This is a genomic window from Amorphus suaedae, assembly GCF_053629675.1.
In genome coordinates this window covers 949,070-962,504 of sequence record NZ_JBRJIT010000001.1, presented here as the reverse complement: position 1 = coordinate 962,504, position 13,435 = coordinate 949,070, and the positions used below count along the sequence as shown (strand labels likewise).

At 69.6% G+C, this 13,435-nt stretch carries 16 protein-coding genes; 9 read left to right on the top strand and 7 right to left on the bottom strand.

Annotated features, from left to right (window positions below):
* The first annotated feature begins 2 nt into the window (after positions 1-2).
* The 3 genes from gcvPB to AB7M35_RS04305 all read left to right on the top strand — a co-directional run bounded on the left by gcvPB (position 3) and on the right by AB7M35_RS04305 (position 2,388).
* Positions 3-1,586: an aminomethyl-transferring glycine dehydrogenase subunit GcvPB gene (gene gcvPB / locus AB7M35_RS04315; RefSeq protein ID WP_453957555.1), complete on the top strand. Its 1,584-nt coding sequence runs from the start codon at positions 3-5 to the stop codon at positions 1,584-1,586.
* A 135-nt stretch (positions 1,587-1,721) separates the two neighbouring features.
* Positions 1,722-2,042 carry a nucleotidyltransferase family protein gene (locus tag AB7M35_RS04310; protein ID WP_453957554.1) on the top strand — a complete coding sequence of 107 codons (321 nt, stop codon included), beginning with the start codon at positions 1,722-1,724 and terminating at the stop codon, positions 2,040-2,042.
* On the top strand, positions 2,002-2,388 hold the full coding sequence (locus tag AB7M35_RS04305) for a HepT-like ribonuclease domain-containing protein (protein ID WP_453957553.1): 387 nt from the start codon (positions 2,002-2,004) through the stop codon (positions 2,386-2,388). The genes AB7M35_RS04310 and AB7M35_RS04305 overlap by 41 nt, the downstream gene beginning before the upstream one ends.
* Positions 2,389-2,399: 11 nt before the next feature.
* Here the strand turns inward: AB7M35_RS04305 and ruvB are convergent, their stop codons facing one another.
* The 3 genes from ruvB to ruvC are packed head-to-tail and all read right to left on the bottom strand — an operon-like array spanning position 2,400 to position 4,607.
* Positions 2,400-3,437: a Holliday junction branch migration DNA helicase RuvB gene (gene ruvB, locus AB7M35_RS04300; RefSeq protein ID WP_453957552.1), complete on the bottom strand. Its 1,038-nt coding sequence runs from the start codon at positions 3,435-3,437 to the stop codon at positions 2,400-2,402.
* Positions 3,438-3,468: 31 nt separating this feature from the next.
* Positions 3,469-4,089 carry a Holliday junction branch migration protein RuvA gene (ruvA, locus tag AB7M35_RS04295; RefSeq protein WP_453957550.1) on the bottom strand — a complete coding sequence of 207 codons (621 nt, stop codon included), beginning with the start codon at positions 4,087-4,089 and terminating at the stop codon, positions 3,469-3,471.
* Complete coding sequence (ruvC, locus tag AB7M35_RS04290) at positions 4,086-4,607, bottom strand: crossover junction endodeoxyribonuclease RuvC (protein ID WP_453957549.1); 522 nt, start codon at positions 4,605-4,607, stop codon at positions 4,086-4,088. The genes ruvA and ruvC overlap by 4 nt, the downstream gene beginning before the upstream one ends.
* 362 nt (positions 4,608-4,969) lie before the next feature.
* On the opposite strand from ruvC, the gene AB7M35_RS04285 reads away from it, so the two are divergent.
* Positions 4,970-5,719 carry a YebC/PmpR family DNA-binding transcriptional regulator gene (locus AB7M35_RS04285; protein WP_453957547.1) on the top strand — a complete coding sequence of 250 codons (750 nt, stop codon included), beginning with the start codon at positions 4,970-4,972 and terminating at the stop codon, positions 5,717-5,719.
* 113 nt (positions 5,720-5,832) lie between these two features.
* Positions 5,833-7,359, top strand: coding sequence for a cryptochrome/photolyase family protein (locus AB7M35_RS04280; RefSeq protein ID WP_453957546.1), 1,527 nt, complete (start codon positions 5,833-5,835; stop codon positions 7,357-7,359).
* A gap of 4 nt (positions 7,360-7,363) precedes the next feature.
* Here the strand turns inward: AB7M35_RS04280 and AB7M35_RS04275 are convergent, their stop codons facing one another.
* Entirely contained in the window at positions 7,364-7,852 is a 489-nt protein-coding gene (locus tag AB7M35_RS04275; RefSeq protein WP_453957545.1) for an Lrp/AsnC family transcriptional regulator, read from the bottom strand.
* Between the two features lie 132 nt (positions 7,853-7,984).
* Between AB7M35_RS04275 and AB7M35_RS04270 the strand changes: the two genes are divergently transcribed.
* Both AB7M35_RS04270 and AB7M35_RS04265 read left to right on the top strand, forming a co-directional pair.
* A complete protein-coding gene (locus tag AB7M35_RS04270) occupies positions 7,985-8,965 on the top strand; it encodes a DMT family transporter (protein WP_453957543.1) in 981 nt (326 codons plus the stop codon).
* Between the two features lie 151 nt (positions 8,966-9,116).
* Positions 9,117-9,479, top strand: coding sequence for a hypothetical protein (locus AB7M35_RS04265; RefSeq protein WP_453957542.1), 363 nt, complete (start codon positions 9,117-9,119; stop codon positions 9,477-9,479).
* A gap of 44 nt (positions 9,480-9,523) precedes the next feature.
* Here the strand turns inward: AB7M35_RS04265 and AB7M35_RS04260 are convergent, their stop codons facing one another.
* Together AB7M35_RS04260 and AB7M35_RS04255 are read right to left on the bottom strand one after the other, a co-directional pair.
* Positions 9,524-10,066, bottom strand: a complete 543-nt coding sequence (locus AB7M35_RS04260; RefSeq protein WP_453960608.1) for a VOC family protein — start codon at positions 10,064-10,066, stop codon at positions 9,524-9,526.
* 186 nt (positions 10,067-10,252) lie between these two features.
* Positions 10,253-10,795 (bottom strand): MOSC domain-containing protein, encoded by a 543-nt coding sequence (locus AB7M35_RS04255; protein WP_453957540.1) that lies wholly within the window; start codon positions 10,793-10,795, stop codon positions 10,253-10,255.
* Between the two features lie 90 nt (positions 10,796-10,885).
* Between AB7M35_RS04255 and AB7M35_RS04250 the strand changes: the two genes are divergently transcribed.
* A complete protein-coding gene (locus AB7M35_RS04250; RefSeq protein ID WP_453957538.1) occupies positions 10,886-11,359 on the top strand; it encodes a hypothetical protein in 474 nt (157 codons plus the stop codon).
* A 16-nt stretch (positions 11,360-11,375) separates the two neighbouring features.
* Here AB7M35_RS04250 and AB7M35_RS04245 read toward each other — a convergent pair whose 3' ends face one another.
* Positions 11,376-11,612 carry an Lrp/AsnC ligand binding domain-containing protein gene (locus tag AB7M35_RS04245; RefSeq protein WP_453957536.1) on the bottom strand — a complete coding sequence of 79 codons (237 nt, stop codon included), beginning with the start codon at positions 11,610-11,612 and terminating at the stop codon, positions 11,376-11,378.
* A 333-nt stretch (positions 11,613-11,945) separates the two neighbouring features.
* Between AB7M35_RS04245 and gatB the strand changes: the two genes are divergently transcribed.
* Complete coding sequence (gene gatB, locus AB7M35_RS04240; protein WP_453957534.1) at positions 11,946-13,427, top strand: Asp-tRNA(Asn)/Glu-tRNA(Gln) amidotransferase subunit GatB; 1,482 nt, start codon at positions 11,946-11,948, stop codon at positions 13,425-13,427.
* Positions 13,428-13,435 lie beyond the last annotated feature (8 nt).

The window sequence follows — 13,435 nt, the reverse complement described above, 5'->3', positions numbered from 1 at the left end:
TCATGATGAACCAGACCGGACGTCCCACCCGCGCCGAGGAGGCCGTGTCGGCCCCGAGCGTCCACACCTTCACCGGCAACGCCGCCCTCGACATCGAGGAGCCGCTGATCTTCGAGACCGGGCGGCTGGAGGCCACCGGCGTCGATCTGCCCGAGCCGACCCAGGTGAAGTCCCGCCTGGGCGGCCACGCCCGCAAGACCGCGGTGCAGCTTCCCGGGCTGACCGAGCCGGAGACCATGCGCCACTACGTGCGCCTGTCGCGGCAGAACTACGCGATCGACCTGGGCCTCTACCCGCTCGGCTCGTGCACGATGAAGCACAACCCGCGCCTCAACGAGAAGATGGCGCGGCTGCCGGGCTTTTCCGACATCCATCCGCTGCAGCCGACCGCCACCGTGACGGGGGCGCTGGAGCTGATGTCGGAGCTGTCGCGCTGGCTCATGGAACTGACCGGCATGGCGGCCGTGGCCCTGTCGCCGAAGGCCGGCGCCCACGGTGAGCTCTGCGGGATGATGGCCATCAAGGCGGCGCTGAAGGCGCGTGGAGAGACCCGCACCAAGGTGCTGGTGCCCGACTCCGCCCACGGCACCAACCCGGCGACCGCCGCGCTGCTCGGCTACTCCGTCGTGGGCATCCCGGCGCGGGCCGACGGCACGGTGGACGTGGAGGCCGTCAAGGCGCGCCTCGACGAGGACGTCGCCGCGATCATGCTGACCAACCCCAACACCTGCGGGCTGTTCGAGCGTGACATCGTGGAAATCGCCGAGGCGGTGCACGCGGTGGGCGCCTACTTCTACGGCGACGGCGCCAACTTCAACGCGATCATGGGCAAGGTCCGGCCCGGCGATCTCGGCATCGACGCCATGCACATCAACCTGCACAAGACCTTCTCCACGCCGCACGGCGGCGGCGGGCCGGGGGCGGGGCCGGTGGTCCTGTCCGACAAGCTCGCGGCCTTCGCGCCGCTGCCGTACCTGCGGCTGGAGGACGGCGCCGTCACCCTGGTCGAGCATCCCTCGGAGACGGAAGCGGACGCCCACCCGTTCGGCCGCATGACCGCCTTCCACGGCCAGATGGGCATGTATGTGCGGGCGCTCGCCTACATGATGTCCCACGGCGAGGACGGCCTGCGGCAGGCGGCAGAGGACGCGGTGCTCGCGGCGAACTACGTCAAGGCGCGACTCGCCGACGTGATGACGGTTGCCTATCCCGAGCGGCCCTCCATGCACGAGGTGCTGTTCAAGGACGACTTCCTCGACGACACCGGCGTCTCCACCCTCGATTTCGCCAAGGCGATGATCGACGAGGGCTTCCACCCGATGACCATGTACTTCCCGCTGGTGGTGCACGGCGCGATGCTGGTGGAGCCGACGGAATCGGAAAGCCGGGCGAGCCTCGACCTGTTCATCGCCACCCTGAGGGATCTGGCCCAGTCGGCGGCGCGCGGCGAGACCGAGCGCTTCAAGCAGGCGCCGCAACACGCGCCGCGCCGGCGCCTCGACGAGACCCGCGCCGCGCGCAGCCCGAGCCTGCGCTGGACCCCGCCCGAGCCGCGCTCCATCGAGCCGGCGGAAGCCGCGGAGTAGGGGCTTGGTCCCACCGCTGAACGGCACGCAAGAAAAAGGCCCCGCGTTCGATCCGAACGCGAGGCTTTTTCGCAGGGGGATCCCGTCAGCCAGCGCGCCATTTTCTCGCTCCCGCGGATCTGCGATAATCCCCCCATGGAAACCGTGGATGTCACCAGCGAAACCCTCGCCCGACTGGCGGGGCATCGGGCGGCGCTCGAGGCGCTCGGCGTACGGCACATCGCCGTGTTCGGCTCGGTGTCGCGCGGCGACGCTGGCCCCGGATCCGACGTCGATGTCTTCGTCGAGTTCGATCAGAAGTCTCGTCCGAAGGGCCTCGCCTATTTCGGGCTGCTTGACCGGCTGACGGGTGTCCTCCGGGGCCTGCTCCAAAAGAACGTCGATCTGGTCGCCGGTCCGGTGTCGAACCCAGCGCTTGCCGCCCGCATCGACAAAGAAGCCCGGCGTGCCTTCTAGCCGGCCGCTCCAGCGCTTCCGGGACATCCTGGACAACATCGAAGCGATCGAATTGTACGTCGACGGCCTGGACGGGGCGCGCTTCCGCGCCGACCAGAAAACCCGCGATGCCTGCGAGCGATGCCTGATGCGGATCTCGGAAGCCGCGGCGAAGCTCGGCGCAGAGGCGGAAAGTCTGGGGCCGGATTTCCCATGGGCCGACGTTCGGGGGCTCGGCAATCATCTGCGCCACGCCTACGACCGGGTGGATGCGCAGATCCTCTGGGAAGTGATCTCCGGGGACCTGCCTCGGCTGAAGGCTGTCTGCCGCTCGGCGATCGCCATTCTGGAAGATCGGCTCACCTAGACGGCGTTCGCCTACTCCTCCAGCGTCCGGAACAGGCCCGTCTGCTCGGGCGGCTCGCGGGTGGGGGCGGCGAGGCCGAGGTGGCGGTAGGCGGCGGGCGTCATCATCCGGCCGCGGGGGGTGCGCTGCACGAAGCCCTGCTGGATGAGATACGGCTCGACGATGTCCTCGATGGCGTCGCGCGGCTCCGACAGGGCGGCGGCGATGGTCTCGATGCCGACCGGCCCGCCGGAAAAGCTCTCGGAAATGACCCGCATGTAGCGCCGGTCCAGCGCGTCGAGGCCGGCGCTGTCCACGTCGAGGCGGGTCAGCGACTGGTCGGCGAGCGTGCGGTCGATGGCGTCGATGCCGGCGACGCTGGCGAAGTCGCGTACCCGGCGCAGGAGCCGCCCGGCGATGCGCGGGGTGCCGCGGGCGCGCCGCGCGATCTCCACCGCGCCGTCCGGCGTGATCGCCATGCCCATCAGCCCGGCGCCGCGGGTGACGATCGAGGTCAGTTCCTCCACCGTGTAGAACTCCAGCCTGAGCGGGATGCCGAAGCGGTCGCGCAGCGGCGTCGTCAGCAGCCCGAGCCGGGTGGTGGCGCCGACCAGGGTGAATTTCGACAGGTCGATGCGCACCGAGCGGGCGGCCGGGCCTTCGCCGATGATCAGGTCTAGCTGGAAGTCCTCCATCGCCGGATAGAGGATTTCCTCGATGGCCGGCGACAGGCGGTGGATCTCGTCGATGAACAGCACGTCGCGGTCGCCGAGATTGGTCAGGAGGGCGGCGAGGTCGCCGGCCTTGGCGATCACCGGGCCCGAGGTGGCGCGGAAGTTCACCGACAGCTCGCGGGCGACGATCTGGGCGAGCGTCGTCTTGCCGAGGCCGGGCGGGCCGACCAGCAGCACGTGGTCGAGCGCCTCGCCGCGCGAGGCGGCCGCCTGGACGAAGATCTGCAGGTTGGCGCGCGCCGCCGCCTGGCCGACGAAGTCCGCCAGCCGCTGCGGCCGCAGCGGCGCCTCGATGTCGTCCTCGCGCTCCTCCGGCGTGATCAGTCGTTCGCTCATCGGTTCCGATTTCCGTGGACGGTCGCCTGGCTCATCGTGTCGACAGGAGCTTCAGCCCCGCGCGGATCAGCTCGGCGGTCTGCGCCGCGTCGCCGGCCTCCTCGCGGGCCTTCGCCACCGCCTTGCGCACCTCGATCTCCGCATAGCCGAGATTGACCAGCGCCGAAACCGCATCGGCGACGATCGGGTCGGAGGGCCTGCGCGAAAGCGGCGTGGCGACGAACGTCTGGTCGGCGCCGCTCGCCATCACGCTGCCGACCTTGTCCTTCAGCTCGGAGACCAACCGCTCGGCGACGCGCCTGCCGACGCCGGGCGCGCGCATCACCGCGGTGGTGTCCTCCATGGCGATCGCCTCGGTCAGCTCGTCGCCCGACAGCACGCTGAGCACGGCCAGCGCCACCTTGGCGCCGACGCCCTGCACGGTCTGCAGCATGCGGAACCACTGCTTCTCGGTCTCGCTGGAAAACCCGTAGAGCCGGATCATGTCCTCGCGCACGACCGTTTCGATGGTCAGCGTGACGGCCTCGCCGGTGCCGGGCAGGTTGGCCAGCACCCGCGCCGGGCAGTAGACCTCGTAGCCGACGCCGTGCACGTCGATGATCGCGGCATCGTCGCCGATCGCCTCGACGACGCCCTTCAGCCGGCCGATCATTGCGCCGCCTCGGCGTAGCGGGCGGCGAGTTCGCGCGCGCCGCGATGCTGGGCGTGGCAGAGCGCGATCGCCAGCGCGTCGGCCGCGTCGTCGCTGTCGAACTCGGCCTTCGGCAGCAGCACCTTCACCATCATGCGGATCTGCTTCTTGTCGCCGTGCCCGACGCCGATGATGGTCTTCTTGACCAGGTTCGGCGCGTATTCGGCGACGGGGATGCCCACCTGCGCCGGTGCCAGCAGGGCGATGCCGCGGGCCTGGCCGAGCTTCAGCGTCGCGGAGGCGTCGCGGTTGACGAAGGTCAGCTCCACCGCCGCCTCGTGCGGGGAGATGTCCCGGATGATCGCCTCCAGGCCGGCGTGCAGCATGGTCAGGCGCTCCGCCAGGCTCTCCTTGGCGTCGGAGGTGACGGTGCCGGCGCCCAGGAACGAGACCGCGTTGCCGCGGCAGGCGATCGCGCCCCATCCGGTGCGCCGGAGGCCGGGGTCGATGCCGAGGATGCGAATCGGATGATCTTGCATGGAACATGTGTAGAACGGATGCGGCGGCGCGCCTAGGGCGTAAGCCGGTCCTGCGGCATTTTCCGCGGATGCAAAGTCGCGACCAAGCCGTTGATAAGGTGAGGAGTTCCGGCGGCTTGCGGCGCGTTTACCAGACCGGCCGATTGCGGCGAGGCCCGGCGATGCGCGAACCGGCGCGCAAGCGGGCTGCGAAAGCCGGCGGCTTGCGATAGACTGGCGCTTCTGCCTTGAGGCCCGCCGCACCTTATCCAGCGTGAGCGCCGCCGCTGCCGGCCGCGCACCGTTGCGGGGCGGGCCCAAGTTCCGTATTGCAAACCGTCCGAACGCAAGGGCGGACCAGTCGAAAAAAGAACGGTTGGACGATGGCCGGACATTCACAGTTCAAGAACATCATGTACCGCAAGGGGGCCCAGGACGCGAAGCGTTCCAAGGTGTTCTCCAAGCTCGCGCGCGAAATCACGGTGGCAGCCAAGGCCGGCGCGCCGGATCCGGACGCCAACGCGGCCCTTCGCCTGGCGATCCAGAACGCGCGCGCGGAAAACATGCCGAAGGACAACATCGAGCGCGCCATCAAGAAGGCGTCCGGTGGCGACGGCGAGAACTACGAGGCCGTGCGCTACGAGGGCTACGGCCCGGGCGGCGTGGCCATCATGGTCGAGGCGCTGACCGACAACCGCAACCGCACCGCCAGCAACGTGCGCGCAGCGTTCTCCAAGCACGGCGGGGCGCTCGGCGAAACCGGCTCCGTCGCCTTCACCTTCGACCACGTCGGCGAGATCACTTATCCGGCCGACGCCGGCGACGCCGACAGCGTCATGGAAGCGGCGATCGAGGCGGGTGCCGAGGACGTCCAGTCGGACGAAGGCGGCCACGTCATCATCTGCGCCTTCGAGGACCTCGGCGAAGTCTCCTCCGCGTTGCACGGCTCGCTCGGCGAGGCTGCCTCGGTGAAGCCGGTTTGGCGTCCGCAGACCATGTCGCCGGTCGACGAGGACAAGGCCGAGACGCTGATGAAGCTGATCTCGGTGCTTGAGGACGACGACGACGTGCAGTCGGTGTTCTCCAACTTCGAGGTCTCCGACGAGGTCCTTCAGAAGCTCACCGCCGCCTGATCGCCTGATCGGCCGAAGACCACCGCCGGCGGGCTGAACCGCCGGCGCCTCCCGCGCGTATCCTGGGCAGCACGCGCCGATCCCCCGGCGTCTCATCCGCGCGGGAGCCCGCCTTGTCCGTCCTCCGTCTCGTCCTCGGCGACCAGCTCGACCGGGAGATCTCCGCCCTGGACGGCCTCGACGCGGCCGCCGACACCGTGCTGATGGCGGAGGTCCGGGACGAGGCGACCTATGTCCGCCATCACAAGCAGAAGATCGCCTTCGTCTTCGCCGCCATGCGCCATTTCGCGGCGGAGCTGGAGGAGGCGGGGCTGTCGGTGCGCTATCAGCGCCTCGACGACGCCAAGCGGGCCACCAGCCTGAAGGACGCCGTCCGCACCGCGCTCAACGCCACCGGGGCCGCCTCGGTCGTCGTCACCGAGCCGGGCGAGTGGCGCCTGCTGCGGGAGATGGAGGGCTGGGAGGCGGACCTCGGCGTGCCGGTGGAGATCCGCGCCGACACCCGCTTCTTCTGCAGCCGCGCCGAGTTCGAACGCCATGCCGAGGGCCGCAAGTCCCTGCGCATGGAGTATTTCTACCGGGAGATGCGCAGGCGCACCGGGATCCTGATGGACGGCGACGCGCCCGCCGGCGGCGCCTGGAACTTCGACGCGGAGAACCGCAAGCCGCTGCCCTCCGGCATCGCCGTGCCCGACCTGCCGGAGTCCCGGCCGGACGACGTCACCCGCGCCGTTCTGGCCCTCGTCGGAGAGCGATTCGCCGACCATTTCGGCGATCTCGACGGCTTCGCCTGGCCGGTCACCCGCCGCGCGGCGCTGGTGGCCCTCGACCGCTTCGTCACCGAGCGGCTGCCGGAGTTCGGCGACTACCAGGACGCCATGGCCGCCGGCGCGCCGTTCCTCTTCCACGCCGCCCTGTCGCCCCTCATCAACGCCGGGCTGCTCCGGCCGCGTGAGGTCTGCGCGCGGGCCGAGCAGGCCTGGCGCGACGGCGATGCGCCGCTCAACGCGGTGGAGGGCTTCATCCGCCAGATCCTCGGCTGGCGCGAGTTCATCCGCGGCGTCTACTGGCTGAAGGGGCCGGACTACGGCGGCGAAAACGCGCTGGACGCCACCCGCGACCTGCCGTGGTTCTACTGGAGCGGCGAGACCGACATGGCGTGCGTCGCCGACGTCATCGACGTGACCCGCCGCCACGCCTACGCGCATCACATCCAGCGCCTGATGGTGGCCGGCAACTTCGCGCTCCTGGCCGGCGTCGACCCGCGCCAGGTGCAGGAGTGGTTCCTGGTCGTCTACGCCGACGCCTACGAATGGGTGGAGCTGCCCAACGTGCACGGCATGGCGCTCTTCGCCGACGGCGGCGTCTTCGCCTCCAAGCCCTATGCCGCCTCGGGCAGCTACATCGACCGGATGTCGGACTACTGCTCCGGCTGCCGCTACGACGTGCGCAAGCGGCACGGCGAGGATGCCTGTCCGTTCAACCACCTCTACTGGGACTTCGTGGCGCGTAACGCGAAGCGGCTGCGCTCCAACCGGCGCATGGCGATGATTTACAAGACCCTCGACCGGATGGACGCCGACAAGGTCCAGGCCATGCGCGCCAGCGCGAAGCGGTTCCTGGACGCGCTGGAGACGTGAGGGCCTAGCCGCCCGGGCGGCGGGGCGACAGCGGCAGCGGACCGTTGGTCTTGGCGGTGCGGATCGCGAAGTTCGAGCGCACGTCCTCGATCATAGGCTGGGTCAGGAGCCGTTCGGTGAGCAGTGCCTCGTAGGCGGCGAGATCCGGCACGACGATCTCGGCCAGGAAGTCGGCCTGGCCGGAGACCATGTGGCAGGCCACCACCTCCTTCATCCCGGTCAGCACGGCTTCCAGCCCCGCGGCATTCTCCCGGCTGTGGCGGGCGACCTTGATCTCGACGAACACCGTCAGCCCGAAGCCGGCCTTCTGCCGGTCGACGATCGCCCGGTATGCGGCGATGAGGCCGGCCTCTTCCAGCCGCCGCACCCGGCGCAAGCAGGGCGAGGCCGACAGGCCGACCTTGTCGGCGAGCGCGGCGTTGGTCGTGCGCGCGTCGTCCTGAAGCACGGTCAGGATGCGCAGGTCGATTGCGTCGAGGGTCTGGTCCGGCATCTTCTGCCCCTGAGTGCCATTCTTGCGGCAGAATATTGCGGAATCTTCGCAATCCGCGACCACCTTCGCAAGGACATGCGCGCCGCGTGGTGGCAAGAATTCATCACCGCCAACGACGAGATGGATGCCCTCATGAGTGCGCTGCCCGGCGATCCCGCCGACCCGCCCGCGGCGGGGCGGGACACCTCCTCGCGCGACACGCTCGTCGGGGTGGCGGCCGCGCTGGTGGTGGTGACGATCTGGGGCGCCTGGATCGTCGGCACGCGGTTCGCGGCGACGTCCGACATTCCCGTCGCCTGGCTCGCGCTGTTCCGCTACGGCATTCCGGCGCTGGTGCTGGCGCCGGTCTGGCTGCGCTCCGGCCCGCTGCCCATGGGGGTGCCGCGGCGGCTGATCCTGGTGATCGTCTGCTGCTCGGGGGCGCCGTTCTTCGCCCTGGTGGCAGTCGGGCTCGGCATCGCGCCCGCCGCGGAAGCCGGCGTGCTGCTGCCGGGCACCATGGGCCTGTGGGCGGCGCTGCTCGCCAAGCTCGTCTTCAAGGAACGCTTCGGCATCGACCGCGCGATCGGGCTCGCCCTGTCGGTGGCCGGCGTGGTGCTGATCGCCATGCCGACGCTCGCCGGCGGCCACCTGATGGAAGGCGCGGGGCGGCTGCTGCTGCCGTTCGGCGGCTTCCTGTGGGCCTCCTACACGCTCGCCTACCGCCAGACGGGCCTGCCGCCCATGGTCGGCGCCGGCGTCATCTGCTTCTGGTCGACGCTGATGGTCATTCCGTTCGTGGTGGCGACCGGCGTCGGGCCGCTGCTCAGCCAGCCGACCGGGCAGGTGCTGGTCCAGGTGGTGATCCAGGGGCTGCTGTCCGGGCTCGTGTCGCTGATCGGCTACGGCGTGGCGGTCTCGCGCCTCGGCGCGTCGCGGGCGGCGGCGTTCTCCTCCCTGGCGCCGGCGCTCGCCGCGCTCCTGGCGATCCCGGCGCTCGGCGAGATCCCGCCGGCGGTCGTCGTCGCCGGTGTCGCCGTCACCGTCATCGGCGTCGCGCTGTCGAGCGGGGCGCTCCGGGGGGTGGTGGCGCGGGGAAGGGCGCGCGTCCGGGCGCGGGCGAACGCCGGGTAGGACCGCTGGGCCACGCGCACTGCGGGTGCGGCGACCGTAGGAACGTGCGCCGCCATTCGTTCGCCCCATGTGACGGCTTGAGTGCCGGAAACGCCGGCCGCGTAGTGTTGCGGCCGGGCCCTCAGTGTCCCGCGTAGCTTAAAGGGGTCCCATGTCCGACGATTTCGATTGCGATCGCCTCGCCACCTTGCGGTGGCGCGATCCCGCCGACCACCGTCTACCGAACAACCCGCACGTCGTTGAAGGCAACCTGCGCGTGGCGCTTGCCGCCTTCGCCCGCCTCGGGCGGGACGAACAGGCGGAGGCCACCGTCACGATCGCGCCGCAACCCGGCGACTGGTCCGCCACCGTGCTGGACGCGCGCGAGCTTCGCCGGTTGGCGAGGCGGCACCCGGCCTCGCCGGCGCGCCGGCTCTTCGCGGCCGTCCAGCGGCGGCAGAGAACCGCGATGGAGCGCTTCTCCGACCGGCTGGACCCGCGGCCGTGCGACGTGCGGTTTCGCTCCGCGAGCTAGATCCAGGATCGGCCGGGTGGCAACGCCCGGCCGCCGGCCTGTGCTCAGGCCTTTTCCAGTTCCTTGGCGTGCAGCCAGTCGGCGTGCCGGGGCGCCTTCTTGGTCCGCGACCACTCCTCCAGCATGTCCCACTTCACCGCGTCCAGGCGCTTCAGCATCGCCTCTTCCTCCGGATCCGGGCAGGCCAGCTCGATGCGGTGGCCGTTCGGATCGAAGAAGTAGATGGAGTGGAAGATCGAGTGATCGGTGACGCCGAGCACGTCGATGCCGTTCGCCTCCAGATGCTCCTTGAACGCCACCAGCGTGTCGCGGTCCTTCACCTTGAAGGCGATGTGCTGGACCCATTTCGGCGTGTTCGGGTCGCTGCCCATCTCCGGCTTCGTCGGCAGCTCGAAGAAGGCCAGCACGTTGCCGTTCCCCGCATCGAGGAAGAGATGCATGTACGGGTCCGGCTCGTGGGTCGAGGGGACGTGGTCCTCCGCGATCGCCAGCACGAAGTCCATGTTGAGCATCTTCGTATAGAACTCGACCGTCTCCTTGGCGTCCTTGCAGCGGTACGCGACGTGATGGATCTGGTCGATCTTCAGGGTCGGTGCGGTCATGGCGCGGCCTCCTATTGGTTGCGTTTGTAACTAATTTGAGCGCATCCAAATCGGAGTGCAAGCAAAATCATTTCATTTGAAACGATTTCGGCGTGGCAAGCCCACGGCGGTCCTTCCGGCGCTCGGCCGGGGCCGCCCGCAGCGTGTGCGAACGGGCCTTTGGGGAGGGGTCTACAGAACCGGAAGCGGGGTGTGGGCGCCGGCCGGCAGCTCGATGCGGACCGGGTCGCCGGGCCGCACGGTGCCGCCCGCGAGCACCACGCTCATCACGCCAGCCTTGCGAACGAGGTTGCCGTCGGCGTCGCGGTCGAGCACCGCCTGGACCAGGCCCTCATGCAGGTCGTTGATGTACTTGCACGGGCTGCGCAGGCCGGTCAGCTCCACCGCCGCCGCGTCGCCGAGGTGCAGCACGGTGCCGAGCGGCAGGGCGAGCAGGTCGATGCCCGTGGTGGTGACGTTCTCGCCCATCTGGCCGGGTTCCACCGTGAAGCCCTTGTCCTCCAGCTCGGCGAACAGCTCCGACTGGATCAGGTGGACCTGGCGGTTGTTCGGCCGGGTCGGGTCCTTCCGCCGGTCGTAGCGATGCATGACCGTCGCGCCGGCATGCGCGTCGCCCTCCACGCCGAGCCCTTCCACGATGCGGATCTCCGCCACCGTGGGCTTGGAAAACGTATGGCCGGCGGACTTGTGCACGGCGAGGACGGTAGCGGGCATGGCGATCCCTTCGGCTTGGCGGACGATTGCGCGACACTACCACGCCGGCCGATTCCCGGGAGCCGGTCCGATCGCCACAGGAGAGCCCCGGTGTACGTCCTGCGCACGCCGAACTGCCGCAAGCGGGATCTCGCGAAGCGCTGGGCGCTGCCGGACCGCGTCTTCTTTGCCTGCGGCGCCTGCCACATCCTCGCCTACGCGTTCCTGGAGCGCCACGGCACGCCGGCCATGCGGGCGCTGTGGATCAGGCCGGCGGCGGGTCATACGGGCAACCACATCTTCGTCGAGGACGGGGCCACCGTCTTCGACTTCCACGGCTGTTCCGACCGCGCGCGCTTCCTCGATCACTACTGGCGCCGGGCGCGCTTCCACCATCCCGGCTGGGACGCCACGCTGGTGGAGCTGCCGCCGGAGATCCTCGTGGCGGGCCCGGCGTCGCGGGCGATCGACGGGCTGTGGCTGAGGGGGCCGGACGAGTATTTCGCCGACGCCCTGCCGCGGGCCCGCGCCTTCGTCGCGCGGTTCGATGCTGCGACGGGCCGACGCGCCGACCTCTCGGGCTGACGGGGCTTCTGGCGCGTCAGAACGCCTTGAAGGTGATGATCGTCCGCGTGTCGCGGATCAGCGGGATGGAGTGCAGCTTCTCGTTCATGAACTTGCCCACGTCCTCGCCGTCCTCCAGATAGAATTTGACCAGGAGGTCGTAGTCGCCGGCGGTGGAGTAGATCTCGGAGGCGATCTCGGCGTCTGCGATGTCGTTGGCGACCTCGTAGGCCTTGCCGAGTTCGCATTTGATCATCACGAAGAACGGTTTCATAAGCGGGCTCCAGGCGGGGCGATCGAGCGGGACGGCGAGCCGTGTGTGCCGGCCTTGCGCCCGCATCCCGCTCTGGATGACGTGTGGGGATCACGGTGGGGAGCTCGGGTCGGGTCGATCCGGAATTCCGCGCGATCGGGCGGCGAATTGAAGCCGATCGCGGCACCGAGGGCAAGGCCGGGGCGGGCGCGACCGCCACGGCGGACTTGACCGGACACCGGCCGATAGCCCAGACCCTTTTGCGAGACGCGGCACGCCGCCGCGGCGACGACGGAAATCCGCCCGCGAGCCGACCATCCGGCGCGGGCACCGGCCAGGACGGTAGACGGTACGATGAACGAAGCGGTGCGCGAGACGAGGCGCGGCTCTGTGATCAAGGGCGCGACGGGCGACTGGGAAATCGTGATCGGGCTCGAGGTCCACGCCCAGGTCCAGACCGAATCGAAGCTGTTTTCGGGCGCCTCCACGGCGTTCGGCGGCGATCCCAACAGCCACGTCTCCCTCGTCGACGCGGCGATGCCGGGCATGCTGCCGGTGATCAACGCCGAATGCGTCCGCCAGGCCGTCCGCACCGGTCTCGGCCTGAAGGCGCAGATCAACCTGTTCTCGCGCTTCGACCGGAAGAACTACTTCTACCCGGACCTGCCGCAGGGCTACCAGATCTCCCAGTACCAGTACCCGATCGTCGGCGAGGGCATCGTCTATGTCGACATGCCCGACGGCTCGACCGTCGAGGTCGGCATCGAGCGCGTGCATCTGGAGCAGGACGCCGGCAAGTCGCTGCACGACCAGCACCCGACCAAGAGCTTCGTCGACCTCAACCGCTCCGGCGTCGCGCTGATGGAGATCGTGTCGCGCCCGGACATGCGCTCGGCCGACGAGGCGAAGGCCTACATCTCCAAGCTGCGCACCATCCTGCGCTATCTCGGCACCTCCGACGCCGACATGGAGAAGGGCAACCTGCGCGCCGACGTGAACGTCTCGGTGCGCCGTCCGGGCGAGCCGTTCGGCACGCGCTGCGAGATCAAGAACGTCAACTCCATCCGCTTCGCCGGGCAGGCCATCGACTACGAGGCCCGGCGCCAGGTGGGTATCCTGGAGGACGGCGGCACCATCGACCAGGAGACGCGCCTCTACGACGCGCGCCTGGGCGAGACGCGCTCCATGCGCTCCAAGGAAGAAGCCCACGACTACCGCTACTTCCCCGATCCGGACCTGCTGCCGCTGGAGATCACCCAGGCCGACGTCGACGACCTGCTGGCCCACCTGCCGGAGCTGCCGGACGCCAAGAAGGCGCGCTTCGTCGCCGACTACGGCCTGTCGCCCTACGACGCCGGCGTGCTGATCTCCGACCGCGCCTCCGCCGTCTACTTCGAGGCGGTGGCCGAGGGCAGGGACGCCAAGCTCGCCGCCAACTGGGTGGTCAACGAGCTGTTCGGCCGCCTCAACAAGGAAGGCCACGACATCGAGACCAGCCCCGTCTCGGCCGACCAGCTCGGCGGCATCATCGACCTGATCGCCGACGGCACGATCTCCGGCAAGATCGCCAAGGACCTGTTCGAGATCGTCTGGTCGGAGGGCGGCGATCCGGCGAAGCTCGTCGAGGAGCGCGGCCTGAAGCAGGTGACCGACACCGGCGCCATCGAGACCGCCGTCGACGAGGTCATCGCGGCCAACCCGGACAAGGTCGAGCAGGCGAAGGCCAAGCCGTCCATGGCCGGCTGGTTCGTCGGCCAGGTGATGAAGGCGACCGGCGGCAAGGCCAACCCCCAGGCCGTCAACGCCATCGTCAAGGCGAAGCTCGGGGTGGAGTAAAGCAATCC

Excerpts from the sequence above, each read along its gene's own strand:
- AB7M35_RS04275 (WP_453957545.1), bottom strand. The coding sequence starts at position 7,852 with ATGCCGGACCAGACCCTCGACGCAATCGACCTGCGCATCCTGACCGTG.
- ruvA (WP_453957550.1), bottom strand. The coding sequence starts at position 4,089 with ATGATCGGCCGGCTGAAGGGCGTCGTCGAGGCGATCGGCGACGATGCC.
- gatB (WP_453957534.1), top strand. The coding sequence starts at position 11,946 with ATGAACGAAGCGGTGCGCGAGACGAGGCGCGGCTCTGTGATCAAGGGC.
- AB7M35_RS04270 (WP_453957543.1), top strand. The coding sequence starts at position 7,985 with ATGAGTGCGCTGCCCGGCGATCCCGCCGACCCGCCCGCGGCGGGGCGG.
- ruvB (WP_453957552.1), bottom strand. The coding sequence starts at position 3,437 with ATGAGCGAACGACTGATCACGCCGGAGGAGCGCGAGGACGACATCGAG.
- AB7M35_RS04255 (WP_453957540.1), bottom strand. The coding sequence starts at position 10,795 with ATGCCCGCTACCGTCCTCGCCGTGCACAAGTCCGCCGGCCATACGTTT.
- AB7M35_RS04265 (WP_453957542.1), top strand. The coding sequence starts at position 9,117 with ATGTCCGACGATTTCGATTGCGATCGCCTCGCCACCTTGCGGTGGCGC.
- AB7M35_RS04310 (WP_453957554.1), top strand. The coding sequence starts at position 1,722 with ATGGAAACCGTGGATGTCACCAGCGAAACCCTCGCCCGACTGGCGGGG.
- AB7M35_RS04285 (WP_453957547.1), top strand. The coding sequence starts at position 4,970 with ATGGCCGGACATTCACAGTTCAAGAACATCATGTACCGCAAGGGGGCC.
- AB7M35_RS04245 (WP_453957536.1), bottom strand. The coding sequence starts at position 11,612 with ATGAAACCGTTCTTCGTGATGATCAAATGCGAACTCGGCAAGGCCTAC.
- ruvC (WP_453957549.1), bottom strand. The coding sequence starts at position 4,607 with ATGCAAGATCATCCGATTCGCATCCTCGGCATCGACCCCGGCCTCCGG.
- gcvPB (WP_453957555.1), top strand. The coding sequence starts at position 3 with ATGATGAACCAGACCGGACGTCCCACCCGCGCCGAGGAGGCCGTGTCG.